Source organism: Bacillus sp. JJ1773 (genome assembly GCF_036962035.1).
Taxonomy (GTDB): Bacteria; Bacillota; Bacilli; order Bacillales; family Cytobacillaceae; genus Cytobacillus.
Genome location: NZ_JBALNX010000049.1, coordinates 14,441 through 38,205 on the forward strand (window position 1 = coordinate 14,441; position 23,765 = coordinate 38,205).

Here is a 23,765-nt window from a genome sequence, read left to right on the forward strand (position 1 = left end):
GACATTTAGTCATAAGATTGAATGATACAAATTGAAGGAGGGATTGCATGTTTACACCTGTAAAGACCTACCATCCGTATGTCAGTCCTTTTGATCCCTGTGAACCGATTCGTGTAAAAACGTTTTCGACACCCCCACATCTTTATATGGGTTTCCAGCCGCCAAACTTACCGCAATTTACGCCAATGGAAGCTTTACGACATGGAACTCTTTGGAAAGCTTTTTATGATCCCTATTATAGCCCGTATGAGAAGGCTAAGGAGGAAGCCTCTACATGAAACAGATGCCTGCAGAATATTATCAATTATTAGAACAGCTTCAGGTAGTTGACTTTGTCTTAGTTGAACTCACTTTATACCTAGATACTCATAATGGGGACGAAGATGCGATTAACCAATTTAATCATTATGTTAGCGAAAGAAAAAAGATTAGAAAGCTGTTTGAAAGCCAATTTGGTCCGCTCATGCAATTCGGTCACAGTTATTCAGGCAAACCATGGAACTGGGATGACTCGCCATGGCCATGGCAAGTTTAAGAACGCCTTAGCCCAGGGGCTGAAGCTACCGATTTGTCTTAATTGCAAAATTTTTATGAAAGGGCGGGAAAATTATGTGGGTTTATGAAAAAAAGCTGCAATATCCAGTTCGAGTAAGCACATGTAACCCGAAGCTGGCTAAATTCTTAATTGAACAATACGGCGGAGCAGATGGTGAGCTTGCAGCTGCTTTAAGGTACTTAAATCAGCGTTATACTATCCCAGATAAAGTGATTGGTCTCCTTACAGATATTGGTACAGAGGAGTTTGCCCATCTAGAAATGATTGCAACGATGGTATATAAGCTTACAAAGGATGCAACACCAGAGCAAATGAAAGAGGCAGGCCTAGGTGCTCACTACGCAAACCACGACAATGCTCTCTATTACGAAAATGCTGGTGGGGTTCCTTTTACAGCAACTTATATTCAAGCTAAAGGAGATCCAATAGCAGACTTATATGAGGATATTGCCGCAGAAGAAAAAGCGAGAGCAACTTATCAATGGATTATCAACATGAGTGATGATGTAGATCTAAATGACGGTCTCCGGTTCTTAAGAGAGAGGGAAATTATTCATTCGCAAAGATTCCGAGAAGCAGTTGAAATTCTGAAAGATGAACAAGGGAAGAAGAGAATATTTTAATATATGAGAAAAGAAGCGGCCATGTATAAAGCAGCTTCTTTTTTCAATCTATTTATTTTCATGATACAAATTAATATCATAATTCGCCTTCATCATTTCAAAAACGACATGTCTGTTTTTCCACTCGTCTTCCTTTTTCCAAAGATCTTTGCTTTTATCAATTATTTCGCATCTGAGTGCATGGTACTCCTTCTCAGCCTTCTCTCTTTTCTCCTTCAATAAATTCATTAAGCCATATAACCCAAATGTAAATATAAGGAAATAAAGATTAGCCGATTGGTTAACGAAAACCGAAAACATGGCCGAAAATGAATAGGAGAAAGGCTTCATTACCGTTTTATAAATATAAAAAAGATAAATGAAGGAAGAAAACATTGTTGCCCACATCGTAATTAAATGCCTTAGCTTAAAAGTGTCAAATTTCTTTTTCCTTTCAACCACTTTTTGAAGCATCTGCCTAGTAGCTTGATCTGTTCGATCATCAAGCAGTTTTATTGATGATTCCATAATCCCCCTCCGTTCACCAAGGCTAACCTTAAACCCTGACAACACTCTTTTCTACTTAATGTATGAGCTTGTACAGCATTATATGATAGGGAGATTGGGAATCTATTGTTTAGGTATTTTCAATACTTGACCAGCTTGAATCTCATTATTTTTTAAGTTGTTTGCTTTTTTAATAATATCCATGCCGTCCTGAGAATTATAGTATTTCAATGCGATCCGAAACATGTTTTCATTAGGTTTGACAGTATGATAAATAATTTCCTTTTGCTCCGCTTGCTGATTATCCTTCGCTTGTTGGTTTTCATCGGTTTCAGCAGGCTTAGCAGAACCTTTATCTTCAGAATCACTTATTATTGGAGTTTCAGAGGCAGGAATAGAGGGTTCCTTTTCCTCATTTTCGACTTTACCATCGGTGTTTCCCGGATCTTCTTCTCTTTCTTCAATGATCGTTCCTTTTTCTTCTTTTTGTTCTTGCTCTTCAAATCCTATTGTTTCAAATCCGTTTTGGGTGCTTGCTTTTTCAGCTCCTCCATTATCATTCTTTTGCAAATAGTTATACATACTATAAATAGTAATCGGCAGTAAGATAAACAGTAATGCCAGAAGGCGAATAACAGGGTATTTGACCTTCCATTTATTTTTCTTTCTCTTTTCCCGGTGAAGCCTGCTTCTCGGCGGTAAAGTTTCCTTTTTTTGGATAGGTTCCTCACTATCCCAATTTCTATTAACCTTTTTCCGAAGGCGTTCAGCCTGATCCCTGTATGGGCCCTCTTTGTTCATGAAACATCCCTTCCTGTGTTCCCGCTTTTGGAACCTGTATTATGACGGTATTTTATAATTAGTCCGAGTAAAAAATCAATAATAAAATGTGTAAAAATAGTCACGAATAAATTGTTTGTTATCAAGAAAATATAGCCGATAAAAAAGCTTAGTACAACAACATTTAAGAACAAAAACCAATTAAATAAATAGCGGTAATGGACAACCGCAAAAATCAGACTGGAAAAAACAAGTCCAACATGAGTCTGAATGATACCTCTGAATAATAATTCCTCGCAAAAAGCAACGATTGCAGCGATTAAAGCAATATGAAAAACACTACGATTGCGAAAAACTCTTTCATTTAAGCCCCCATCATCGTATAGGGATGGCGGAAGGAGCTTCATAAGAATTACATCCAAGAGAACGACTGCTAATCCAGCTGTTCCGCCGATAAATAATATATTCATATCGCCAATCTTAAAAAGATTAAGTACATCAGAAAAACGATTAAATAATATCAAACTTAAAATAAATGAAATGGCTAATAGGATAAATTGCGTTAAATATAGATGAAAAAGCAGTTCTCGATCTGATAGCTCTTTAATGATTCCTGTATATTTTTCTTTCATGTAATTCGCCTGCTTAAAAGTATTTCTCCCAAATGGTCTTTCCAATTAAAAGAGGATTCGATCTTGGTTTTCTCTTCTTTTTCAATAGAAGTATAAAATTTTGAATAATTAACACCGCATAGGTCGCAGCAATCCTCTATCTCTATTGTGTTATCTTCTTGAAAATACTTCAAGATATTTTTTCTGCGACATTCCGTTAATTGCGTCCAAACAAACATTTCATAAATCTTTTTCCTTTTGACCTGAATACGCTCTTTAATAAATGATTTTATTTGAGTACTAAATTGATCTAGTTGATCTTCCCTAACTTCCTCAAGCAAATCACGAGTAATTCGCCATTGAGTGTCTGTTAACCCAGAAATTCTTCTGATTTCTTCCTCATATGCTGGCAATTGCTTTAATGCATGCTGATTGTCTCCTAGCCAATTAAACAGCCAGTTAATCTGCTCTACTGTCGGCAGCTCTCCTTCAGAAAGCTGGTAAGGCAGCTGTTCATCCCCAGGCGAAAACAGCAAAACGGCAAGGCTTTTCCTTCCGTCCCTTCCCGCTCTCCCAATTTCCTGCAAATAGGATTCAAGCTGAAGTGGCATATGAAAATGTATAATAAAACGGATATTATCTTTATTAATTCCCATTCCAAATGCACTTGTCGCACAGATTACATCTAATTGTCCTTGAATAAATTGCTGTTGAATTAATATTCTTGCCTCCTGTTCCATTCCACCATGGTATGCGGCAACATTAGAAACTCCGCTTTCCTTTAAGTATACGGCCATTTGTTCAGACATTTTCTTGCTTGAAAAGTAGACAATCCCTGAACCACTTAGAGAATGGACGAGTTCAACAAGCCTGTCCTTTTTTTCTTGAAAGGAATTTATCGTTTCAACAGTAAGTGAAATATTAGGACGGTCAACAGAATAAATAAATTCCTTCCAACTTTCCCATGATAGTGACGCAATTATATCATCTTTAACCTCTCGTGTTGCCGTTGCAGTTAAAGCTAATGTCAGCGGGTTTCCTAGTTTTTCTCTAACTTCGCCAAGCTTTAAATAATCAGGTCTGAAATCATACCCCCATTGCGAAATGCAATGGGCTTCATCAATGACAAATAAAGCAATATTAAGATTACATAGCCTCTTTATGACATGATCAAGACGCAGCATTTCTGGGGATAGGAAAATAAATTTATATTTATTTAACTGTGATAATGCACGATTTTTTTCTTCTGCGGATAAAAAGGAATTAAATGCAATGACCCTTTTCTCCCCATTCATCATTAATTGTTCGGCTTGATCCTGCATTAATGATAAGAGTGGTGAGATGATAATCACTTGTCCATTTAATGCATAACCAGATAATTGATAACATAGTGATTTTCCTGTTCCGGTAGGAAGCATAGCGATTGTATGATTCCCTTCCAGTATAGAAGAAATAACTTCCTTTTGACCTGTTCTAAATGCAGTATAGTTAAAATGATGCTGTAATAATTTTTCAAGCTTCATTTTCTTCACCTACTCTAGCTAATGTTAAGCGTATTTCGAAATAATCTGCATTTGGAACTAATTCACGAATTTGCTTTAATTGTTTAGTGGAATTTGTCTTAACGGCTTCTAAAATCAAATGCTGTTTTTCCTTACTCACAAAAGGAGTAATTTCAAAACTCTTATTATTCAGGGCTATTTCAACGATATGATCCTCTATCGTGCTTCTCTTAAGCCTTCGAGTCTGAACAATAGCATTTAATCCCATGCCATTCTTTAATAATGAGTACGTCCTTCTAGCAGTCTGTGTCAATGAAACTAACAGCGATTCTTCCGAAATAAATCTGCTTAAAAGCGGGTAATTTTCTGGTTTTAATTGGATAGTTTCCAGCATAAAATGAATCAAGCTTCTAAATTGGACATAATATACGTCAAGTTCCATTTTCAAACGTTCAGCAGCTTGTAAAGGAGTTAGTCCAATAATTTCGTAACCAGTCAGTCTCATGATGAGTACAGAAGGATCTATTTCCTTATTCTTTTCAAGGCAATTGACTAACTCGATGTATAGTTTCTGGCATAATGCGTCTCTGTTTAAGGACGTTTGCTGCAGAAAATTCTTTACCCAAAAGTGAACCTCTTTTTTTCGCTGGATAGGAAGATATTTTGTTTCTCTGCTTTTTAAGTAGGATATGACCTGTATCGTGAGGGATAATCTTTCCCAAAAAAGCTCGGTAACTTGATGGAACTTCAAACCGTTTAAGGAGCTCGGAATCGGCTGCTTCGTCAATGTTTCTTCCAGAAACCGTGTACCTTCTATTGATAGACGATAGCATTGCTCGGAAATTTGGATAATGAACCCTCTGTTCTTAATTTGACTTACAATATGATCTAAATCTTTTCGCTCAAGAAAAGGAAAAGAATTGAAGAGGTTCGTTAATTGGAAAAAATGAGCATCTTGAATCGTTTGGGCAGATTTTTTCCCTTTCAGAAGATGTAAGATTGAATATATGGATCGCTGACCATCAATTTTGTGTAAACAATATAAAACTATCAAATTCAAATATGAATCCTTCATAAGATCACACCATTTATATTACTTTTTGGGACATACTAACAATTAATCATCTTCTATATCTTATCATGAATAGAAAATATGAGCCTCTATAATTCTGATTATTGTTAGAACCTTATTATGATAAGCATTCTCAATACTTTTACTATTGAAATGTTTGCCATTCAGTTTTACAATAGGGGATGAGGGATGTCTTTCCATCTTCACAAAGGAAAATGTTCATATAATTTTGTTATAATCTTGGGAGGTAATTTTTCATGGCAAAGTATACGATTGTTGACAAGGAAACTTGCATCGCATGTGGAGCATGCGGAGCAGCAGCACCAGATATTTATGATTACGATGACGAAGGCATTGCATTCGTTACTCTAGATGATAACCAAGGAATTGTTGAAATTCCAGATGTATTAATTGATGATATGATGGACGCTTTCGAAGGCTGTCCAACTGATTCAATTAAAGTTGCAGACGATTCATTTGATGGCGACGCACTTAAATTCGAATAGAATCAATAAAGGTTCGCTTTGATTACCGCTCCCTTTCTTTATGAAGGGAGCTTTTTCATTTCAATTATAAACTGCATATTTTATAGTATTTGGAACGATTCAAGAGACCAATAGAAAAAGCAACGGTTGCCCGTTGCTTTTGAAAACTGTCTAGCTTCAGCGCCTAGGGGCTCGAGGTCATAAGCCAATCCGACAAAAAGGTTAAAATACAACCTTTCTGCCAGCTCGTCTTATGCTTGTCGCCCCTGGACACTAAGGAAAGCTCCTTAGAATAATCATCGCAGGAACAATCCGTAATTTGATTGTTCCGAAGGCGCTTCCGCTTTTCTATTAAGCTGCGCTATTATAGGAACCTTGTTTGCTAATCCATGCACTCATACGTGCAAAAATTAGCATAAATACAATGGTTATAATTAATCCTTTTATAATATTAAACGGTAAAATGCCTGTTACGATCATTGTACGCATTTCTGGAGCAGACATAGCTGGCATATTTAAGAAAAATGTATAGGCAGGCAGGATGATGAAGTAATTTAAAATACTCATCATTACAGCCATTATAGCCGTACCAATAATTAATCCAAATGTCATGCCCTTTCTCGTTTTTAATTTGTTGTAAACATAGTATGTTGGCAATACAAACAGGATGCCCGCAATAAAGTTAGAAATATGACCAACTGGAACACCAGTTGCGCTCCCTGTCATAAAGTAATCCAAAATATTTTTAAATAATTCAACTAAGATGCCAGCCAGCGGACCAAAGATTAACGCGGCAATTAATGCAGGAATATCGCTAAAGTCAATCATTAGAAATTGTGGAAATGGCGGTAGCGGGAAGTTTAGCAGCATTAATACATATGATATACTGCTCAACATCCCAATCGAAACTAAAGCTTTTACTGAAAATCTTTTCATGTTCCTCTCTCCTTGTTAGGACTATCTCTCCTAAAGAAGAAAGGTTCAGCAGATCATGTAGCCATCATAAATAAAACCCTCAAGTAATATACTTGAGGGAGATTTAAAAGGCTCACTAAATAAACGTTCATCATTCCTGCAATTTTTGAACGTCTGCAGAACCTCCATCTTCTCCCATCCAGACTGTACTGTCGGCTTTGGAATCGCACCAAATCCTGCCAAAGCTTAAAGCGTTCACCAAGAAATAGAATGATAGTTGCCAAATGACAACTTTTTTCAGCTATTTCCGATAATTTGCTTCAGCCATAAAGGCTCGCGGGCTTAGAGAAAAATCTCATCACCGCCGGTCGGGAATTTCACCCTGCCCCGAAGATAGACCGTATTTATTTGTTACAGTTTTTATTATACTTGAAAACTAACGAATTGGGAAGGAATTAAATTTCTGATCTTTTTTCCTCCTTAAAGCTTGTACAAGCTTCCCCCTAAAAATAACAAACTAATAAATATCCCCATGATTCCAGCAATCATAAATCTTCTTAAATAATCCCGCATTTTATCCTCCTGTTAATCCTAATAAGTTTTTGTCCAATATCCACAGTATGTAAGCAGAAGTTAGGTTAGAACAAAACAAAGCAAAATTGATTAATCTATCTATGAAAAACAGGCTAAACATATTGAATATAATAAGCCAACCCTTTATGATCGCAAAAAGAAAGACGGGCCAAATGGCTCGTCTCTAGTTCTGATTGGAAATTATTCGCTTGTTAGGTACAACAGGAACCTTAATGTCTTGATTTAGATCAAATATTCCAATTCTGTCGATATTTGCATTTTCAAGCTTAACAAATTCATAATTAAACTCTTTCGCTGTTAATAAAATTGCTTCAATAGTATGAAGAGTTGCCTCATCATTATTTAATTGTGATCCCTTTTCAAATTTGATAATGAGCTTTCCTTCTTTTGGATTTTCTTCCGTTTCGAATTGGATCGTTTCAGGAATGGATGCTATCAATTTTTCCCCCGCCTGATTATTTCTCATTATCGAAAAGGCTTCTTGGATTGTGCCCTGTTTTTCAGTAAATTTAAAAGGGACAATAAATGGCTTTGTTTCAACATTGCTTGGAAAATAAAAATAATAAGCGTCATCGCTTGATTGCTCTTTCGATACAAATTCATCTATTTTACCGAGATGGCCAAATTCAATGCCCGGATTTCCTTCAGTCGTCAAATTAACTTTCTTAATATCAAATGAAGCCATTATATGATTCATAACTTGGTTTAATTGCCATTCTGTATTCGAAGACATGCCATATGAATGGTCAGCTGGAACATTTAGTGTCAAAATTTTATTTTCTTCATCAAAAATCAAACCGGCTTGTAAAGGGTAATATTCCGTTAATCCCCATTTTTCTTCAGCCAAATTCGACATATTTTCTACATATAAATCAAATTTTGACTTTTGGTCATCTTTAGGAACAATGAGGCTAATAGGAACAATAAATGAAACATCCTGATTTGGAACACCATATGTTAGCACTTCCTTATCAATCATATCCTCCTCATATACAGCAGTTGTCTCGTCCTCCACTTCTATCGAAGTGATCCCCATTTGTTTCTCTTCTTCCTGTTTTGCCATTTCAATAGGGGCTTCATTTTCCTTTGAATCTGCAAGCTGATCTTGATTGTCACCCAGACTCTTTTTTTCCATCATTATTTCGGATGCAGATGAAGATTTATCCGCTGATTCCATTGATTTCTCTTCAAAGCCTTGCCAATTGAAAAGGTTGGGAACTAGGATGAAAAATAGAAGGAAAGCTCCTGCTGTTGCAATACTAGGCATAATCCACATTTTTTGTTTTCGCTTTTGCAATTTGATTGCGACAAGATGATAGATTTCTCTAGGATCCCGATCATCCTTAATTTTTGGCATATTGCCTAATAATTCTTCAAGCTGTTCCTCAGTCCATTCTGATTTTTTCATTTTCTACGGTTCCCTCCTTTCTTTTAATTTCGTCCATATAAGTCTTTAATACCTTCAACGCCCGATGCTGAGTTGTTTTTACTTTACTTTCTGTCCATCCGAGTGCTTCAGCGGACTCAGTAATGGAAAGTTCATGAATATACCTCATAACAATGATCATTCTTTGATCTACTGTACAATGGTCAAGGCATTTGTAAATATATTGAATTTCTTCATTTTGGACAATAATTTCTTCTGGAATGGGGTATTCATCTTTTACTTGTTGTGTGGACCAATCGAATTTCTCTAGAAGCCGCTGCTTCCATCCCTTTTGTTTGCGGAAAGAATCAATTGCCACATTTCTTGCAATGGAAAATAACCAAGTTTTTTCACTGCTTTTTCCTTCAAATTTTTCATATGATTTTAGAACTCTAATATAAACCTCTTGGACAAGGTCCTCGGCAAGTTCCCTGTTTTTCACCATATAAAAAAGAAATTGAAAAACGTCATGATGATATTTTCTATATAATTCATCAAAAACGGAGTCCATTCGTTTCCCTCCCCGTTTAATTTAATAGTCGTAATAATTCTAGAAAAGGTTACAAACCTAAAAACATATCCTCTCGCCCTATTATCTTTTAATTTGATAAAAAAAGGAAGGATTTTTATGTAAATCCTTCCAACATAGAAAATAAAACATATTTAATTAAATCGCTCTAAATGTTTCCCGTGTATCAAGAACAATCGGCATATTTTTCTATATTAATCTATATTTCGAGGGATAAATAGAGAAAATGTCGTACCTTGACCAATTTTACTTTGAACAGATATTTGACCTTTATGTGCATGAATAATATTTTTCGCAATGGCAAGTCCAAGACCCGTTCCAGATCGTCCTCTCGTTCTTGCTTTATCTGCTTTATAGAAACGTTCAAAGACGAAAGGCAAATCCTCTTCAGGAATGCCTGATCCGGAATCTTCCACTTCAATATAAAGGCCACGTTCATCATTCCGCTCAGAAACGATTACCTTGCCCATATTTGGGGTATGCCGAATTCCATTATCAATTAAGTTGGTTAATACTTGCTCTATTCCGTCTGGATCAAACCTTAATGAGCCAGACTGTTCACTGAGCTGTAAATCAAGGTGTATTTCCTGTTCCTTAGCTAATCCTTGGAACTTACGAACAACCTTCTGCAGAAATGGTTTAACCTCGATTTCCTCCATTGTTAGTTGGATATGTCCAGCTTCCATTCTTGCAAGATCTAAGAGCTCATTCACTAAGCGGCCCATTCTTAATGACTCATCATAAATAACACTTGCCATCTCTTTCTTTTCTTCATCTGTACTGGCAATATCATCTACTATCGCTTCACTATATCCCTGCATCATGGCAATCGGTGTTCGAAGTTCATGTGAAACATTTGCAATGAAATCCTGTCTTAGCTTATCAAGCTGCCTTTCTTCAGTCATATCCCTAATAACAGCAACAGCACCACGAATATATTTTTCATTATATAATGGACTAACAATCATTACCCAGAAACGGCCCTGAATAGATATTTCACCAACCTGCTCTTTCTCTGTACTTACTGCGAGCTGGAAAAGCTCCATTACTTTAGATGGTACTGCTTGAGTATCTTTATTCTCCTCATCCTGTTCGTAATACCAGTTATGCAAAAAACGATCGGCAGGAGGATTTGTAATTAAAATAGTTCCATCTCGATCAAATGTAATAACTCCGTCAGCCATTCCACTTAGAATACTTGCAAGCTGTTCTTTTTCCTGTTTAAGGGCATCCATATTAAATTTGAGCTGCTTCCCCATTTGATTAAAAGCAATAGCCAATTCGCCAATTTCGTCCTGTGACGGGAAAGGTACCTTAGTATCAAACTTCCCCCTGGCAACCTCAAATGCTGCTTCACGCATTTTCCGAAGAGGAGCAGTAATTCGTGTTGATAAGAAAAACGCAAAAATGGTCGTTAAAATGATGGCAACACCAGCGGCAAGGAAAATAAATTTCGTCGTTGTGCGCGTTGTTTCCTCCATAACCTCGAGCGATTGATAAATATAAACGGCCCCATTTTTACTAGTAGATTCCTTTAGTGGAACGCCGACTATTAATATTCGGGAATCATCATTGTTTTTCTCCTTATCCCCATCAAAGGCAGACATTTTCTTGACAGTTTTATGATCAGTAATAACCTTTTCTAGCTCGGCATCCTTTGTAAGATATGTGATAGGAAGCTTAAAGCCTTGATTTTCATTTGGTGAGTAATAATATTCGTTTGGATTTGTCACTATAACTACCTCAGTGACGTCATCCACTAATTCCCACGAAATCTCGAGGCCGACATCTCGATCATGTTCATCTAATATACGGGAAATTTTTTGGGCAGTATTCGTAAGCCCTCTTTCCATTTCATTGATATGATAGTTTTCGAAAAATTCTAATAGCATAATAGTTAAAATAAAGAGTACTAAAGAAACTAGGAATAGAATTGTAAACCAAAGTTTACCTACAACACTTCGCCAGAGCATCATTCATTAATAACCTCGAACTTATAGCCTACACCCCAAACAGTTACAATCATTTTTGCAGCTTGCTCAGAAACTTTATTTAGCTTTTCGCGTAAACGCTTAACATGCGTGTCAACAGTTCGCAAGTCCCCAAAAAACTCGTAATGCCACACTTCCTTAAGTAATTGTTCACGATCAAAGACTTTATCAGGTGATTTTGCAAGGAAATAAAGTAATTCATATTCTTTAGGTGTCAGACTTACCTCTTTCCCATCTGCAAGCACTCTGTGTGCATCATGATCAATCGTTAAGTGAGAAAAGACAATAATATCTTTCGCTGCTGCTTCTGTTTGTATATAGGTTGTTTTAGAAGCTCGGCGCAATAGCGCTTTAACTCGTAAGACTACTTCTCTTGGGCTGAATGGCTTAACAATATAATCATCAGTACCTGCTTCAAAGCCTTGTACTCTATTTACTTCCTCACCTTTTGCAGTCAGCATGATAATAGGCGTAGCTTTCTTTTCCCTTAATTCCTTACAAACTTCAATCCCATCTTTACCAGGCATCATCAAATCAAGCAGGATGATATCATAATCATTTTCAAGAGCTTTTGTTAATGCCTCGTTTCCATCTCCCGCTTCATCAATAATAAAGTTTTCTCTTTCCAAGTACATTTTTAATAAACGTCGAATTCTCTCCTCATCATCAACGACTAAAATTCTTACGTCTTTTTCCATAATCGCATTTCCCCCTTTGTATTTCCGCTAATGAATAGAACTTTTTGAAATAAGCCTCCACAAAGTGAAGGCTTTTTAGCTTAAACTAAAGAACTATCTGTTATAAACATGATGACCAGATTTAAGATCCTGCGTATGAATGCAAACCAGCAATTACTAGATTAACTGCCACCAAATTAAACATAATAATGACAAAACCGATTACGGCAAGCCATGCAGATTTTTCACCGTGCCAGCCTTTAGATAACCGGAGATGAAGAAAGGCTGCATAGAAAAGGAATGTAATAAGTGCCCATACTTCCTTCGGATCCCACCCCCAAAAGCGGGTCCACGCTATTTGCGCCCAGATCATCGCAAAAACTAAACCGCCTAGCGAGAATATTGGAAATCCAATTAATACAGAGCGATACCCAATTTCATCGACTAAATCAAGATTGATTTTCTTTACGATCGGCTGTAATGCGGCTGCAATACGTTTCCGAAGCACGAGCCTAAATAATAAATATAGAATGATACCCGCTCCGAATGACCAAATTACCGTATTCAATTTTTTGGCATTAATAATAGCCGGAACTTCTATAATTGGCTCAAACTTTCCAGCAGTAACTAATTCTCCTTCATGAGGACCTATTAAAGCAGGCATCGTATACTCAAATGTAGCATTCTGTTCTTCTTTATTGATCCAATTAAATTCAGCTTTGTAATCCATTGAAGAGAAGCTGATTGAAATAATAATATAACCAAGCGTACAGATTAATCCAAACATGACTGCTTCTAGCCAAAAAGTACGTTTACTAGATTTAGATTGATCGACAGATTTCACTAAATATAGAATTCCTGCTACAAAACTGATCGACAATACCGCCTGACCCACTGCTGTCGTTGTAACGTGAATATAAAGCCAATCACTTTGCAAGGCAGGAATCAGTGGGGAAATATCTCTCGGGAACATGCTTGCATAAGCAATAAGCAGCAAAGCAACAGGCATCGTAAATAATCCCAATAAAGGGGTTTTGTAAATATAATAAATAATGATAAATGCACCAACTAAAGCCAGTCCAAAGAATGTAATAAATTCAAACATATTACTTACTGGTGCGTGTCCAGCTGCAATCCAACGAGTAATAAAATAGCCTAAATGAGCAATAAAGCCGATTATACTTACCAGCAGTCCAAGCTGTGCCCATCTGTTCGGCCCTTTCTTCTGATTCCTCTTATCCTTTATTGAGCCAGCAAATAGCACAGTTGCGATAATATAAAGAATAAAGGCTATATATAATAAATTACCACTTAAATTTGCCACCTAAATGGTTCCCTCCTCATACTGTTTTTTCGTTTTCTGTTTGATCTTCTGGTTCTTTTATTCCAGTATCTTCTAATACTGCACCGATTTCTCTTTTAAGTCCATGCCAGTTTTTATTTGTATGACCTGCAACCCAAACCTCGTCATTTACACGGCGAATCCAAATCCGACGATGGGTCCAGTAAGAGCCTTGTGCAACCCCGATCATGAAAATCAAACCACCTAAAGCAATGATCCATAATGTTAAATCTTTTCGCACAGTTAAGGCTGTAACATTTTTTGTTTCGACGCCCTTAAATGCTAATTTATATTGATTGTCTCCAAATGGCTCAATCGTCTGGCGGATGGCAACAAAACTGACTTCTCCTTCTGGCTTGTCTGGGGTAATCATGTTAAACACGAAGGCAGGATTGTTAGGAATTCTTGACTTTGTTATGGGTTCCCCGCTTTTATCAAATTCAAAGTCTGGGAAATAACTCATGACTTCAACAGAATATCCATTTCCTAAATCATATTTATCCTTTGGATCAAATAAATCTACGGTAAGATTTCCGTACTCTTCTTTCGTTTGTTTATTAGCAAGTGCAAAAGTCATTTTGTTTAATTCATCAAGTTTATATTCAACCTGATACAAGGCAAAGCTTTCAAACTTTAATGGTTCGTTTACACGAATCTCGTAATCCTTTACCTTTTCAAGCTCAGGCTTTTCCCCAGCAATGGCATCCCCTTTCTTTTTGTATAGGGTTACATTTGACTGGAAATTTTTAGCGACCATTCCTGTCCTTTCAAGCGCATCACTAAAAACCTCTTTATCTTTATCTTTGTCATAAACTTCGAGGATGAAACGATCATTTTTCAAGTAATATTCTCCGTGCGTTTCCGGAATTACTTTCGTTTCCCCTTCCCGGAGCCAGAGGACCTTGTCAACATACATACCTGGGACAAAGCGAAGCATCCCGCCAATTAGGAAAATAATTAAGCCAATATGGTTAACATAAGGGCCCCATCTTGAAAAACGGCCTTTTTCAGCAAGTAAATTGCCATCTTCTTCACGAATATTGTACCGTTTGGCTCTTAATTTCTCTTTAACTGATTCATAGGATTCTTCAAAGTTTTTCACTTCAGATCGTCCAAACAGACGCTGACGCTTTAAGAATCCTTCATGTCTCGTTACGCGCTGGATCTTTAAAGCACGATAAAGCGGAACTACCCGGTCTAAACTACAAATGATGAGTGATATTCCGATTGAAGCGATAAGCAATAAATACCACCAAGAGCTATAAAGATTATGAAATCCTAGATCATAATATAATTTTCCAAGCCATCCATATTGTTCTTGATAATACTCGGCAGCCGGCATTACAGGAGGTATGTACATTTCCTGGGGAAAAATAGTCCCTAGTGCAGATGCTACTAATGTAATAACAATTAGCCACACACCCACCTTAACGGATGAAAAGAAATTCCATATTTTATCTACCATCGTTTTGTTGTACGTTTGCGACCGGCGCGCACTTCCCTCATAGCGCATATCTACAAGCTTTTTTTCTTTCTCATGCTCTTCTAAAATTCTGCCGCAAGCTTCACAAAGAATTGTTCCATGTGGGTTTACGTGTCCGCATTCACATTTTACGTCTTTCATTTTTAAAAACTCCCTATATCTTATGGTTTAACCTGCTCCATCATATCTCTAATCATGTCTTCTGTTAGCTCGCCTGTATGATATTTAACGACTTTTCCATCCTTATCTATCATATAAGTTGCAGGAAGAGGACTTATTTTGTATGCGGTTTGCACTTGTCCATCCGTATCTTTTAATATAGGAAAAGTTAAGTTATGTTTATCTGCAAATTTTTGAACAGCCAGATCCGATTCACCTACATTGACAGCTAGAATCGTTACGCCATTGTCTTTAAATTCCTTATATTGATTTTCCATATATGGCATCTCACGTTCACATGGCTTACACCAAGTACCCCAGAAATTTAAAAAGACCCCTTGACCTTCATAATCAGACAAACGATGTTTTTCACCGTTCATATCCATAAGAACAAAATCAGGTGCTTTTTTACCAATTGCTACTTTCTTCACATCATCCTTCGTAAAATTTGCATATAAAGTGTAAGCAACGGCGGCGCCTAATATAAGTAATATGATTGTCCTTATTACTAAACGCTTTTTTTTCATTTAAATTTCTCCTTTTTAAAGCACTATTCATGAAACACTTATAAAGCATCGTGCATTCCATTTTTTCTTTTTTAAACCAACAAGAATAACAGAAAAGCTCATATTGATTATAGCATTTATCACCATTATGATAATGTTTACAATATGAAGGAAGTGTGACTATTCTATGAAATTTTACTTATTAGCTATTTAGCTTGGGCAAGTACACGGAGTTGTTTCACTTCATGAGCTGTTAATTCTCTGGCTTCCCCTGCTTTTAACCCATGAAGAGTAAGAAATCCATATCTTTCGCGTTTTAATTTTATTACCGGGTGACCAATCGCTTCAAGCATTCTTCTAACTTGGCGATTTCGTCCTTCATGGATTGTAAGTTCGATAATAGATGTTTGTTTCTTCTTATCCATCGATATCATTTTTACACTTGCAGGTGCTGTCATCCCATCTTCTAATTTAATGCCTTTCTCAAGACTTCTTGTCTTTTCTCGCGAAGGGATTCCTTTTACTTTCGCAATATATACCTTCTCTACTTCGCTCTTAGGATGCATGAGCAGGTTTGCAAATTCACCATCATTAGTAAGCAAAAGAAGTCCAGAAGTATCAAAATCTAATCGCCCAACTGGATAAATTCTTTGTTCAATATTTGCTAAATAATCTGTCACAACTTTTCTTCCTTTATCATCTTGAACACTGGAAATAACTCCCCTTGGTTTATAAAGGAGAAAATAAACCGGCTCTTCCCGTTCAATCGGAATTCCGTTTACTTCCACACGATCAGAAGAAGAAACTTTGACACCCAGTTCCTTCACTATTTTCCCATTTACCTTAACATGTCCTTCTACGATTAGCTGCTCAGCCTTTCTTCTTGATGCAAAACCGGCATGCGCTATCACTTTTTGTAATCTTTCCATATTATGTCACCCCAACTTAAAATGCTTTCATATAAGGATTTTACCTAAATCTGTCCTTTTGAATTATGACATAAATCAAGCTTTTTTCAAAGTAAGGGATTTTTAGCAGAAAAAAAGATACCCCATTGGAGGGTATCTTCGTACGAAACTAATTAAATACCGAATACGAGTGTCACAACGATAATAGCTGCAATAATTCCGACTAAATCTGCCAATAGTCCAACCTTTAAGGCATCTCCCATTTTTTTAATTCCAACTGCCCCAAAATAAACGGTTAAAACATAAAATGTAGTATCTGTACTTCCTTGAAGGACGGAAGCAAGACGGCCAATAAAGGAATCAGGTCCGTTGGCAGCGATGAGATCAGTTGTCATGCCAAGTGCAGCAGACCCTGAAATCGGGCGGATGATGGCAAGCGGAAAGATTTCGGGGGGAACCCCAATTGCTTCAAGTGCTGGCCTCATTAACTCCACGAAATATTCTAATGCTCCTGATGCACGAAAGATGGAGATCGCAACAAGCATGCCAACAAGAAAAGGTATGATGGATACAGCAATTTTTATTCCCTCTTTTCCCCCTTCTACAAAGCTTTCATAAGTGGGAACACGCTTAATAGTCCCATATAATAATATGAAACCAATTAGGACGGGAATAAACCATAAAGAGATAACAGATACAATTTGCATGCAGCTTCATCCTTTTCTTGTTCTTCGATAATAGAAATACCTATCAATTAAGATAGCTCCGATAGCCGAGCTAATGGATGCAATTAATGTAGGACCAACAATTTCTGTAGGTGAAACCGATTCATATTTCATCCGTATGGCAATAACCATCGTTGGAATAAGCGTAATGCTTGAAGTATTAACAGCAAGGAAAGTGATCATTGAGCGGGTTGCTTCGTTTTTTCCGCCATTTAAGTTTTTTAATTCTTCCATCGCCTTAATCCCAAGTGGTGTGGCTGCATTACCTAACCCAAACATATTTGCCATCATATTCGACAGAATATACCCCATTGCTGGATGATTTGTAGGTACTTCAGGAAAGAGCCGTTTAACAATCGGTTTAAAAGCTTGCGATAGTTTATTCAATAGCCCCGAATCCTCCGCAATTTTCATCATGCCTAACCAGAATACGAGAATACTAATTAAACCAATACAAAGTGTAACAGCTTCTGCTGCTCCTTTGAAAACCGCCTCATTCACTTCATTCATCGTCCCATTGACCATTGCAAAAATAATGCCGATTAGCGCCATCAACGCCCAAATAATATTAATCATCCGTTTTCACACCAACGATTGAAATAAAAATATTTCTAAAAATGCCAAAGAAGGAATCCTTCTCATTTGCTTTTTCCTGTTTAAAATATATAGGCAGTGTTTTTATTTGACGGTTATCAAAATAAACAATCGCCTTTCCAACAATTTTAGGAATGTTCTCTCCATCCTCCCACTTCCTGTCAGGCTTCATCATTTTATATTTAATCTCGAAAAGGTCTTTCTCTTTATTTGTAATTGGATAATCAAAGCCAGTCTCCAAAAACACTTTCTTTTTATAAAACCTATCCTTTATATCCTTAATCACACCCTTTGGCAAAACCTCAGCTAAACTGTATGTCTTAAAACCCATTTCATACATTTGGATATGATCATTCCAGTCAGTTTGTCCAGTTGCATTTAACGTTACGGCGATTAAATCAAGCCCTCCCTTGGAAGCGGTAGTGACTAATGTTCGTTTTGCCCGCTTTGTAAATCCGGTTTTTCCGCCTGTACTATATTCATAATCTGAAAGTAAACGATTTTTATTCGTCCATTTTCGATCCCAGCCTTCATTAGGATGCGGTGTTTTATAAACCTTTGTTCCTGAAATTTTTCCATATTCTTTATTATTCATGGCATAACGGGTTAATAGCGCCATATCATACGCTGTTGAAAAGTGATTTTCATGATCGTCAAGTCCATGGGGGTTCTCAAAATGGGTATTCTCCATTCCAATTTCTTTTGCTTTTTGATTCATTAAAAAAACAAAGCCGTCAAGGCTCCCCCCAATATGTTCAGCAATGGCTACTGCCGCATCATTCCCTGAACGGAGCATCAATCCATATACTAAATCCTCCAATTTTATTTTCTCACCTGGTATTAAATAAATGGAAGATCCTTCTGCTCTAACTGCTTTCTCGCTAACCTTCACCATCTCGTCCATTTTTCCAGATTCTATGGCCAATATGGCAGTCATAATTTTGGTGATGCTGGCTATTCTTCTTGGCGTAAACGCATCTTTTTCAAATAATATTCTTCCAGATCCCTGCTCCATCACAATAGCACTGCGCGCACTTACAGAAACAGAAGCTTCTGCCTTCTGCGGAATCAATCCGGTTAAAAGTGCAGCAATCAACGGAAAGATCAAAAGCTTTTTAAATTTCTTCATTGTACAACCCCGTCTCCTATAGCTTATCTTCTGTAGCTCCAGCGCCTAGCCCCAAGGTACAGGACGTACTAGTGTCGACAATGCGACAGGACAAGGAAAGCTTCGTCAGCGACACATCGCACGACCAAAAGTGAAGCTTTTGGGAGGACGTCGCGTTTTTGTCGACCTCGAGGTCATAAGCCAATCAGTCAAGAAGGGAAAGAACACCCTTCTCGCCTGCTTGACTTATGCTTGTCGGGGCTGGACACAAAGGAAAGCTACTGCGAATATTCATCGCAGGAACAATTGTCCTTTGATTGTTCCGAAGGCGCTTCCGCTTTTCTTTGTACAATTTTATGCGGGACAAGCGGGGTTATGACAAAAAACACGAACTTGACTGGGGCACCTACTTGCAAATAACAGTGTTTAAAAAACAAAAAAGCGAAAAACTAAATGTTTTCCGCCAGCTTAAGTTGATTAATATGGTTTCCATTTTAGCTCTGATGCGTTTCGGAAGCGTTCTTCAACATTTTTCCAATTCACGAGATTCCACCAATTATTTACATAGTCACCACGATTATTTTTATACTGCAAATAATAGGCATGCTCCCAAACATCCAGAACTAGCAATGGGATTGTATCCCATTGGGTTAAAAGCATATGCATTTCAGATTGGAGGATTTCCAGATGACGGGAGCGTGGAGACCAAACAAGTATAGTCCAGCCAACACCTTCAACTTGCTTTGCTGCTTCACTGAAATGCTTCTTGAATGCTTCAAAGCTGCCAAAATATTTCTCGATTTCTTTCAACAAACCTCCGGATGGTTTACCTCCGCCTTTAGGCTTCATGTTATTCCAAAAAATTGTGTGCAAATAATGACCAGAGCCATGGAATGCCAGTTCCCTTGACCAATGCTTCACTAGTGAAAAATCTCCGGATTTCCTTGCCTCGTGCAATGCGGTCTCTGCTTTATTTAATCCATCAATATACGATTTATGGTGTTTGTCATGGTGTAGTCTCATAATTTCTTCTGATATATAGGGCTCGAGCGCATTATAAGGATATGGCAGCGGAGGAAGCACATGGTTTCCTGCTGCCACATTTGGTTCATGCATATATATACTGCCAACCTGCTGCCTTTCAAGAAAATATTTCTCCATGTCTGAGTGGAGCTCATCAACATAACTTTGTACAACAGAGAGATCCTCCATACTTTGCGGGCTCTTAATCCCCTCTATTATATTTGTCAGGCGGTCCATCTTAGTCCAAAGTTCAGACTTTCCTTCCGTATCTTCCGATTCAAGAAATGCTCGCATTTCTTGATTCCACTTAAACACGTCTTGAATATACTCTTCCAGACGGCTCATGCTGATCCCTCTTTTCCTACATTTTCTAGGTCCGATTTTATCGTATGACCGACTCCATGGAAAATTGCATAAAAAAAAGCAGCTTGTGGGCTGCTTTGCATTTAATTTGCTATTTTGGCTGAACAATATATTCTAAGGGAGAGTGGAGTTGATAGCTTTTTTGACTCCCCAAAGCTTCAAATATAGCAGGAAGTTTAGAAAAATCAATATCCTGAAAATAAGAAGCAAATTCCATCTGTGTATTTATGTAGAGCCGTTTTCTGTGGCGGAAGCCAGGATTTTTCAATAAGCAAACCAGAGCAACAATATCTTTCAATTCCACTGCCCTTTCACCTGCAGAAAAGATTGGATTCGATTCGAACGGTGTAAATTCATTTAACAAATCCTCAAAATAGCGGACATACAATACATGTAGTGTTTTTTCTGCACCATCTTCTTCAAAGGTAATTTCACTTCTATTAAAGAAATCCTCCGAAGTATTTGACTTTTCTTTTTCGAGCTCGTAGCCATTACACTGTTTAATGATCATGCCATACCCTCCCAGAACAATAACCCCATATGTAATAATTTTATCATTAACGATAGTTATATTTTAACATAAATAGTTAGAGATAAATGACTAAACTCAAGATCTAAATGATTCCTGGAATTTCCCGAAAAATAAATCAGCATCCTCCTGAAGGAAATCGTCCTCATCCATTTTTTCAGGAAGGGCCGGCAGTTCTTCTATTCGCTTTAAGCCAAAATAATCAAGGAATTCCTTAGTCGTTCCATATAAATAGGCTCTCCCAGTACCTTCAGCCCTTCCTACTTCTTTAATAAGGGCTTTTGCAGCTAAAGTATGCAGGGGACGCTCTGTTTTGACCCCTCTAATTTCTTCTATTTCCGCTCTAGTTATTGGTTGTTTATATGCAATAATGGCAAGTGTCTCTAGTGCAGCTTGGGAGAGACCTGAAGTTGTCGGAGTGACGACTAGTTTTTTAAGGTAATCGGAGTTTTCTTTCTTCGTTGCCAGCTGGAAGGTCCCAGCAAGCTCAACGATCGTTATCCCTCGCGAAGAATCAGTGTAATCCTCCATTAATTCGTTCATAACCGATTCAGCCTGTATTTCATCGATCTCTAAGACAATGGCGATTTGTTTCAGAGACAGCCCCTCGTCCCCAGCTGCGAAAAGAAGGCTTTCTGCAATGCTTTTCCAATTGATTAACTCCAAGTATCTATACCCCCTTTAGTGTACAGTCATGTAATTTTCCGTAAAGCTACATAATCATCAAGAATATTTCTGAGAAGTTTTTCTCTTGCTCGATATGTATCTCTTTGCGCTTTATCAGCTCTAAAACAGCAAGAAATGTGACAACAATATGTTCACGATCAGGGACGGCAAACAAATCGTTAAAGCTTTTTCTGCCTCTAATACTCTTTAAATCATCTAAAATCTCGGCCATTCGTTTTTCAATTGGAATTTCCTGACGAGAAATTTTTGTTGTAACCGGCTTCTGCAGTTTCTGCCTGCGCAATAGCTTTTGAAACGCACCGAGCATGTCGTATAGAGACACATTCAAATCCGTTTTTTCAGTCTGAACTTCCTTTACATAGTCGGAAAGATCACTTGGAGGCTTTGTAAACATCAAACCTCTTTCTTGTTCCATCTCCTTAAGTTCAACAGCCGCTTCTTTATATTTACGGTATTCAATTAATTTCTCAACTAACTCGTCCATTGGGTTCTCTTCTTCTTGAATGATCAGCCCATCATCAAGTAAATCCTCTTCATGCTTTGGGAGGAGCATTTTACTTTTTATTGCCAGAAGTGTTGCGGCCATCACCAAATATTCACTTGCCACATCAAGCTGAAGCTCCTGCATTGTGTGGATATATAATAAATATTGCTCCGTAATCTCCGCCACTGGAATATCATATATATCGATTTCAAGCCGGTGGATTAAATGAAGCAGCAAATCGAGCGGACCTTCAAACGCGTCAATCTTTACATTATAATGCATAACATCCTGCATAAAATTTTCACCAAAATTTCTATTTAAATTCCCCAGTTAACACTAACATAAGTATAAATTATTCATACTCGATATCCAATAGAAATTTAAACCTTATTCATTTAACGAAATTGGAAGAAAAAACATTTCATTCGCCCATACCATTTAACATCTGCCCACATATGATGATTTTGAACAACCAAATGAGAGAAATATAGGAGGTATAAGATATGTCAAGTGTAGGCTTTGGGCACACAGGATTTGCTTTAATTGTCGTATTGTTTATCCTATTAATTATTGTAGGTGCTTCTTGGTGCTTCTAATGAAGTAAGCAAATTAAATGTCAGAGGAAGTCATACGGCTTCGGAGATTAGAATATGAATAACTTTGTAAGATTTAAAGTAAACCCGGTTCATAGCCGGGTTTTTATTTTTCCAAGTATGGGAAAAAATCATGTTTGAGCAGCCTATTCGCATTCATTCCGTTATGTTTCTTATGTTAAAATAAACATGATCGGGGGTGAAAGCGTGTATCCAAATGAATATATCGATTATTTAATTCATTTCCACGGAGATCGGGATTATTTTGAATGTCATGAAATTCTTGAGGAATATTGGAAAAGGGTTCATCCAAAGAATAAACATTCTATTTGGGTTGGACTTATTTTATTTGCAGTCTCAAATTATCATCACCGGCGTGGGAACACTGGCGGCGCTAAAAGAACTTTATCCAAATCTATCCAAATTTTCAAAAAGAACTTGAGCCAGATAGAAAAGTTGGGACTAAACAGGGGAAAGTTTTTACTGGATTTAGAAAAAAGGCAAGATGACCTTTCGAAAGGCTGTCAATACACTAGCTATATGTTCCCGATAATGGATACATCATTAATTTCCAGCTGTAGGGACAAATGTACACAGTTAGGGCTAAACTGGTGTGAAGACAGCGATTTAAACAATAAAGATTTAATTCACCGGCATTCACTTAGAGATCGAAGCCAAGTGATCCAAGAACGATTAATTGCTTTGAGATCAAAAGCAAAAGCGCCTTGACAGATGATCATCGACTAAAAACCGCCACGTCCTGTGGCGAACGCCGATGTCAGCACATCCTTTGCAAGTCCGACAAGCATAAGACGAGCTGGCGGGAAGGTTGTACTTTAACCTTCCTGACAGATTGGCTTATGACCTCGAGGTCGACAAAAACGCAACGTCCTCCCAAAAGCTTCACTTTTGGTCGTGCTATGTGTCGCTGACGAAGTTTTCCTTGTCCTGTCGCATTGTCGACACTATTACGTCCTGTACGTCTGGGCTAGGCGCTGAAGCTAGCCGAAAAAA

General features: G+C 37.5%; 27 protein-coding genes and 1 riboswitch. Of the genes, 6 read left to right on the plus strand and 21 right to left on the minus strand.

Translation table 11 applies throughout. The features are described from left to right. Positions 1 to 47: 47 nt before the first annotated feature. The 3 genes from V7127_RS14070 to V7127_RS14080 all read left to right on the plus strand — a co-directional run bounded on the left by V7127_RS14070 (position 48) and on the right by V7127_RS14080 (position 1,179). Positions 48 to 278, plus strand: coding sequence for a spore coat associated protein CotJA (locus V7127_RS14070; RefSeq protein WP_335346388.1), 231 nt, complete (start codon positions 48 to 50; stop codon positions 276 to 278). Next, positions 275 to 535 (plus strand): spore coat protein CotJB, encoded by a 261-nt coding sequence (locus V7127_RS14075; protein WP_335346387.1) that lies wholly within the window; start codon positions 275 to 277, stop codon positions 533 to 535. Before V7127_RS14070 ends, V7127_RS14075 begins: the two co-directional genes overlap by 4 nt. A gap of 74 nt (positions 536 to 609) precedes the next feature. Beyond that, entirely contained in the window at positions 610 to 1,179 is a 570-nt protein-coding gene (locus tag V7127_RS14080) for a manganese catalase family protein (RefSeq protein WP_335346386.1), read from the plus strand. 48 nt (positions 1,180 to 1,227) lie between these two features. On the opposite strand, the gene V7127_RS14085 is transcribed toward V7127_RS14080, so the two are convergent. From V7127_RS14085 to V7127_RS14105, 5 genes are all read right to left on the minus strand, one after another. Next, a complete protein-coding gene (locus V7127_RS14085) occupies positions 1,228 to 1,686 on the minus strand; it encodes a YpbF family protein (RefSeq protein ID WP_335346385.1) in 459 nt (152 codons plus the stop codon). A gap of 102 nt (positions 1,687 to 1,788) precedes the next feature. Next, positions 1,789 to 2,466 carry a LysM peptidoglycan-binding domain-containing protein gene (locus V7127_RS14090; RefSeq protein WP_335346384.1) on the minus strand — a complete coding sequence of 226 codons (678 nt, stop codon included), beginning with the start codon at positions 2,464 to 2,466 and terminating at the stop codon, positions 1,789 to 1,791. Further along, the gene (locus V7127_RS14095; protein WP_335353852.1) at positions 2,463 to 3,077 is read right to left on the minus strand and encodes a CPBP family intramembrane glutamic endopeptidase; all 615 of its coding nucleotides are present in this window, start codon (positions 3,075 to 3,077) and stop codon (positions 2,463 to 2,465) included. The genes V7127_RS14090 and V7127_RS14095 overlap by 4 nt, the downstream gene beginning before the upstream one ends. Beyond that, positions 3,074 to 4,579, minus strand: a complete 1,506-nt coding sequence (locus V7127_RS14100; protein WP_335353851.1) for a RecQ family ATP-dependent DNA helicase — start codon at positions 4,577 to 4,579, stop codon at positions 3,074 to 3,076. Before V7127_RS14100 ends, V7127_RS14095 begins: the two co-directional genes overlap by 4 nt. After that, complete coding sequence (locus V7127_RS14105) at positions 4,569 to 5,618, minus strand: helix-turn-helix domain-containing protein (protein WP_335353850.1); 1,050 nt, start codon at positions 5,616 to 5,618, stop codon at positions 4,569 to 4,571. The genes V7127_RS14100 and V7127_RS14105 overlap by 11 nt, the downstream gene beginning before the upstream one ends. A 269-nt stretch (positions 5,619 to 5,887) precedes the next feature. On the opposite strand from V7127_RS14105, the gene V7127_RS14110 reads away from it, so the two are divergent. Further along, positions 5,888 to 6,136 (plus strand): ferredoxin, encoded by a 249-nt coding sequence (locus tag V7127_RS14110; protein WP_335347385.1) that lies wholly within the window; start codon positions 5,888 to 5,890, stop codon positions 6,134 to 6,136. A gap of 330 nt (positions 6,137 to 6,466) precedes the next feature. Here the strand turns inward: V7127_RS14110 and V7127_RS14115 are convergent, their stop codons facing one another. From V7127_RS14115 to V7127_RS14190, 16 genes are all read right to left on the minus strand, one after another. Further along, entirely contained in the window at positions 6,467 to 7,051 is a 585-nt protein-coding gene (locus V7127_RS14115; protein WP_335346718.1) for an ECF transporter S component, read from the minus strand. Between the two features lie 162 nt (positions 7,052 to 7,213). Next, a riboswitch (FMN riboswitch) is annotated at positions 7,214 to 7,429 on the minus strand. A 358-nt stretch (positions 7,430 to 7,787) separates the two neighbouring features. Then, a complete protein-coding gene (locus V7127_RS14120) occupies positions 7,788 to 9,032 on the minus strand; it encodes a hypothetical protein (RefSeq protein WP_335353849.1) in 1,245 nt (414 codons plus the stop codon). After that, complete coding sequence (gene sigX, locus V7127_RS14125) at positions 9,010 to 9,561, minus strand: RNA polymerase sigma factor SigX (RefSeq protein ID WP_335346720.1); 552 nt, start codon at positions 9,559 to 9,561, stop codon at positions 9,010 to 9,012. The genes V7127_RS14120 and sigX overlap by 23 nt, the downstream gene beginning before the upstream one ends. 212 nt (positions 9,562 to 9,773) lie before the next feature. Then, positions 9,774 to 11,555, minus strand: coding sequence for an ATP-binding protein (locus V7127_RS14130; protein ID WP_335353848.1), 1,782 nt, complete (start codon positions 11,553 to 11,555; stop codon positions 9,774 to 9,776). Beyond that, entirely contained in the window at positions 11,552 to 12,268 is a 717-nt protein-coding gene (locus V7127_RS14135) for a response regulator transcription factor (RefSeq protein ID WP_335353847.1), read from the minus strand. Before V7127_RS14135 ends, V7127_RS14130 begins: the two co-directional genes overlap by 4 nt. A gap of 121 nt (positions 12,269 to 12,389) precedes the next feature. Continuing rightward, positions 12,390 to 13,571 (minus strand): c-type cytochrome biogenesis protein CcsB, encoded by a 1,182-nt coding sequence (gene ccsB, locus V7127_RS14140; RefSeq protein WP_335486978.1) that lies wholly within the window; start codon positions 13,569 to 13,571, stop codon positions 12,390 to 12,392. Positions 13,572 to 13,587: 16 nt separating this feature from the next. Beyond that, on the minus strand, positions 13,588 to 15,213 hold the full coding sequence (gene resB, locus V7127_RS14145; protein WP_335486981.1) for a cytochrome c biogenesis protein ResB: 1,626 nt from the start codon (positions 15,211 to 15,213) through the stop codon (positions 13,588 to 13,590). A 20-nt stretch (positions 15,214 to 15,233) separates the two neighbouring features. Then, positions 15,234 to 15,758 (minus strand): thiol-disulfide oxidoreductase ResA, encoded by a 525-nt coding sequence (gene resA / locus V7127_RS14150; protein WP_335346725.1) that lies wholly within the window; start codon positions 15,756 to 15,758, stop codon positions 15,234 to 15,236. A gap of 185 nt (positions 15,759 to 15,943) precedes the next feature. Further along, the gene (gene rluB / locus V7127_RS14155; protein ID WP_335353845.1) at positions 15,944 to 16,666 is read right to left on the minus strand and encodes a 23S rRNA pseudouridine(2605) synthase RluB; all 723 of its coding nucleotides are present in this window, start codon (positions 16,664 to 16,666) and stop codon (positions 15,944 to 15,946) included. A 152-nt stretch (positions 16,667 to 16,818) separates the two neighbouring features. After that, entirely contained in the window at positions 16,819 to 17,352 is a 534-nt protein-coding gene (locus V7127_RS14160) for a spore maturation protein (RefSeq protein ID WP_335346727.1), read from the minus strand. A gap of 6 nt (positions 17,353 to 17,358) precedes the next feature. Next, entirely contained in the window at positions 17,359 to 17,946 is a 588-nt protein-coding gene (locus tag V7127_RS14165) for a nucleoside recognition domain-containing protein (protein ID WP_335346728.1), read from the minus strand. After that, positions 17,939 to 19,093, minus strand: a complete 1,155-nt coding sequence (locus tag V7127_RS14170) for a D-alanyl-D-alanine carboxypeptidase family protein (protein WP_335353844.1) — start codon at positions 19,091 to 19,093, stop codon at positions 17,939 to 17,941. The genes V7127_RS14165 and V7127_RS14170 overlap by 8 nt, the downstream gene beginning before the upstream one ends. A 456-nt stretch (positions 19,094 to 19,549) precedes the next feature. After that, positions 19,550 to 20,440: a superoxide dismutase gene (locus tag V7127_RS14175; protein ID WP_335346731.1), complete on the minus strand. Its 891-nt coding sequence runs from the start codon at positions 20,438 to 20,440 to the stop codon at positions 19,550 to 19,552. A 109-nt stretch (positions 20,441 to 20,549) separates the two neighbouring features. Further along, the gene (locus tag V7127_RS14180; RefSeq protein ID WP_335346732.1) at positions 20,550 to 20,969 is read right to left on the minus strand and encodes a hypothetical protein; all 420 of its coding nucleotides are present in this window, start codon (positions 20,967 to 20,969) and stop codon (positions 20,550 to 20,552) included. Between the two features lie 96 nt (positions 20,970 to 21,065). Next, positions 21,066 to 21,653, minus strand: a complete 588-nt coding sequence (gene scpB / locus V7127_RS14185) for an SMC-Scp complex subunit ScpB (RefSeq protein ID WP_335353842.1) — start codon at positions 21,651 to 21,653, stop codon at positions 21,066 to 21,068. 46 nt (positions 21,654 to 21,699) lie between these two features. Continuing rightward, positions 21,700 to 22,440, minus strand: coding sequence for a segregation/condensation protein A (locus V7127_RS14190; protein WP_335346741.1), 741 nt, complete (start codon positions 22,438 to 22,440; stop codon positions 21,700 to 21,702). Positions 22,441 to 22,661: 221 nt separating this feature from the next. Here V7127_RS14190 and V7127_RS14195 point away from each other — a divergent pair, with 221 nt between their 5' ends. Both V7127_RS14195 and V7127_RS14200 read left to right on the plus strand, forming a co-directional pair. Continuing rightward, positions 22,662 to 22,754 (plus strand): YjcZ family sporulation protein, encoded by a 93-nt coding sequence (locus tag V7127_RS14195; RefSeq protein WP_335346734.1) that lies wholly within the window; start codon positions 22,662 to 22,664, stop codon positions 22,752 to 22,754. Positions 22,755 to 22,958: 204 nt separating this feature from the next. Further along, complete coding sequence (locus V7127_RS14200; protein ID WP_335346735.1) at positions 22,959 to 23,480, plus strand: DUF309 domain-containing protein; 522 nt, start codon at positions 22,959 to 22,961, stop codon at positions 23,478 to 23,480. The last annotated feature ends 285 nt before the right edge of the window (positions 23,481 to 23,765 follow it).

Coding starts and splice junctions, on each gene's coding strand:
- V7127_RS14070 (WP_335346388.1), top strand. CDS start 48: ATGTTTACACCTGTAAAGACCTACCATCCGTATGTCAGTCCTTTTGAT.
- V7127_RS14075 (WP_335346387.1), top strand. CDS start 275: ATGAAACAGATGCCTGCAGAATATTATCAATTATTAGAACAGCTTCAG.
- V7127_RS14080 (WP_335346386.1), top strand. CDS start 610: ATGTGGGTTTATGAAAAAAAGCTGCAATATCCAGTTCGAGTAAGCACA.
- V7127_RS14085 (WP_335346385.1), bottom strand. CDS start 1,686: ATGGAATCATCAATAAAACTGCTTGATGATCGAACAGATCAAGCTACT.
- V7127_RS14090 (WP_335346384.1), bottom strand. CDS start 2,466: ATGAACAAAGAGGGCCCATACAGGGATCAGGCTGAACGCCTTCGGAAA.
- V7127_RS14095 (WP_335353852.1), bottom strand. CDS start 3,077: ATGAAAGAAAAATATACAGGAATCATTAAAGAGCTATCAGATCGAGAA.
- V7127_RS14100 (WP_335353851.1), bottom strand. CDS start 4,579: ATGAAGCTTGAAAAATTATTACAGCATCATTTTAACTATACTGCATTT.
- V7127_RS14110 (WP_335347385.1), top strand. CDS start 5,888: ATGGCAAAGTATACGATTGTTGACAAGGAAACTTGCATCGCATGTGGA.
- V7127_RS14115 (WP_335346718.1), bottom strand. CDS start 7,051: ATGAAAAGATTTTCAGTAAAAGCTTTAGTTTCGATTGGGATGTTGAGC.
- V7127_RS14120 (WP_335353849.1), bottom strand. CDS start 9,032: ATGAAAAAATCAGAATGGACTGAGGAACAGCTTGAAGAATTATTAGGC.
- sigX (WP_335346720.1), bottom strand. CDS start 9,561: ATGGACTCCGTTTTTGATGAATTATATAGAAAATATCATCATGACGTT.
- V7127_RS14130 (WP_335353848.1), bottom strand. CDS start 11,555: ATGATGCTCTGGCGAAGTGTTGTAGGTAAACTTTGGTTTACAATTCTA.
- V7127_RS14135 (WP_335353847.1), bottom strand. CDS start 12,268: ATGGAAAAAGACGTAAGAATTTTAGTCGTTGATGATGAGGAGAGAATT.
- resB (WP_335486981.1), bottom strand. CDS start 15,213: ATGAAAGACGTAAAATGTGAATGCGGACACGTAAACCCACATGGAACA.
- resA (WP_335346725.1), bottom strand. CDS start 15,758: ATGAAAAAAAAGCGTTTAGTAATAAGGACAATCATATTACTTATATTA.
- rluB (WP_335353845.1), bottom strand. CDS start 16,666: ATGGAAAGATTACAAAAAGTGATAGCGCATGCCGGTTTTGCATCAAGA.
- V7127_RS14160 (WP_335346727.1), bottom strand. CDS start 17,352: ATGCAAATTGTATCTGTTATCTCTTTATGGTTTATTCCCGTCCTAATT.
- V7127_RS14165 (WP_335346728.1), bottom strand. CDS start 17,946: ATGATTAATATTATTTGGGCGTTGATGGCGCTAATCGGCATTATTTTT.
- V7127_RS14170 (WP_335353844.1), bottom strand. CDS start 19,093: ATGAAGAAATTTAAAAAGCTTTTGATCTTTCCGTTGATTGCTGCACTT.
- V7127_RS14175 (WP_335346731.1), bottom strand. CDS start 20,440: ATGAGCCGTCTGGAAGAGTATATTCAAGACGTGTTTAAGTGGAATCAA.
- V7127_RS14180 (WP_335346732.1), bottom strand. CDS start 20,969: ATGATCATTAAACAGTGTAATGGCTACGAGCTCGAAAAAGAAAAGTCA.
- V7127_RS14190 (WP_335346741.1), bottom strand. CDS start 22,440: ATGCATTATAATGTAAAGATTGACGCGTTTGAAGGTCCGCTCGATTTG.
- V7127_RS14195 (WP_335346734.1), top strand. CDS start 22,662: ATGTCAAGTGTAGGCTTTGGGCACACAGGATTTGCTTTAATTGTCGTA.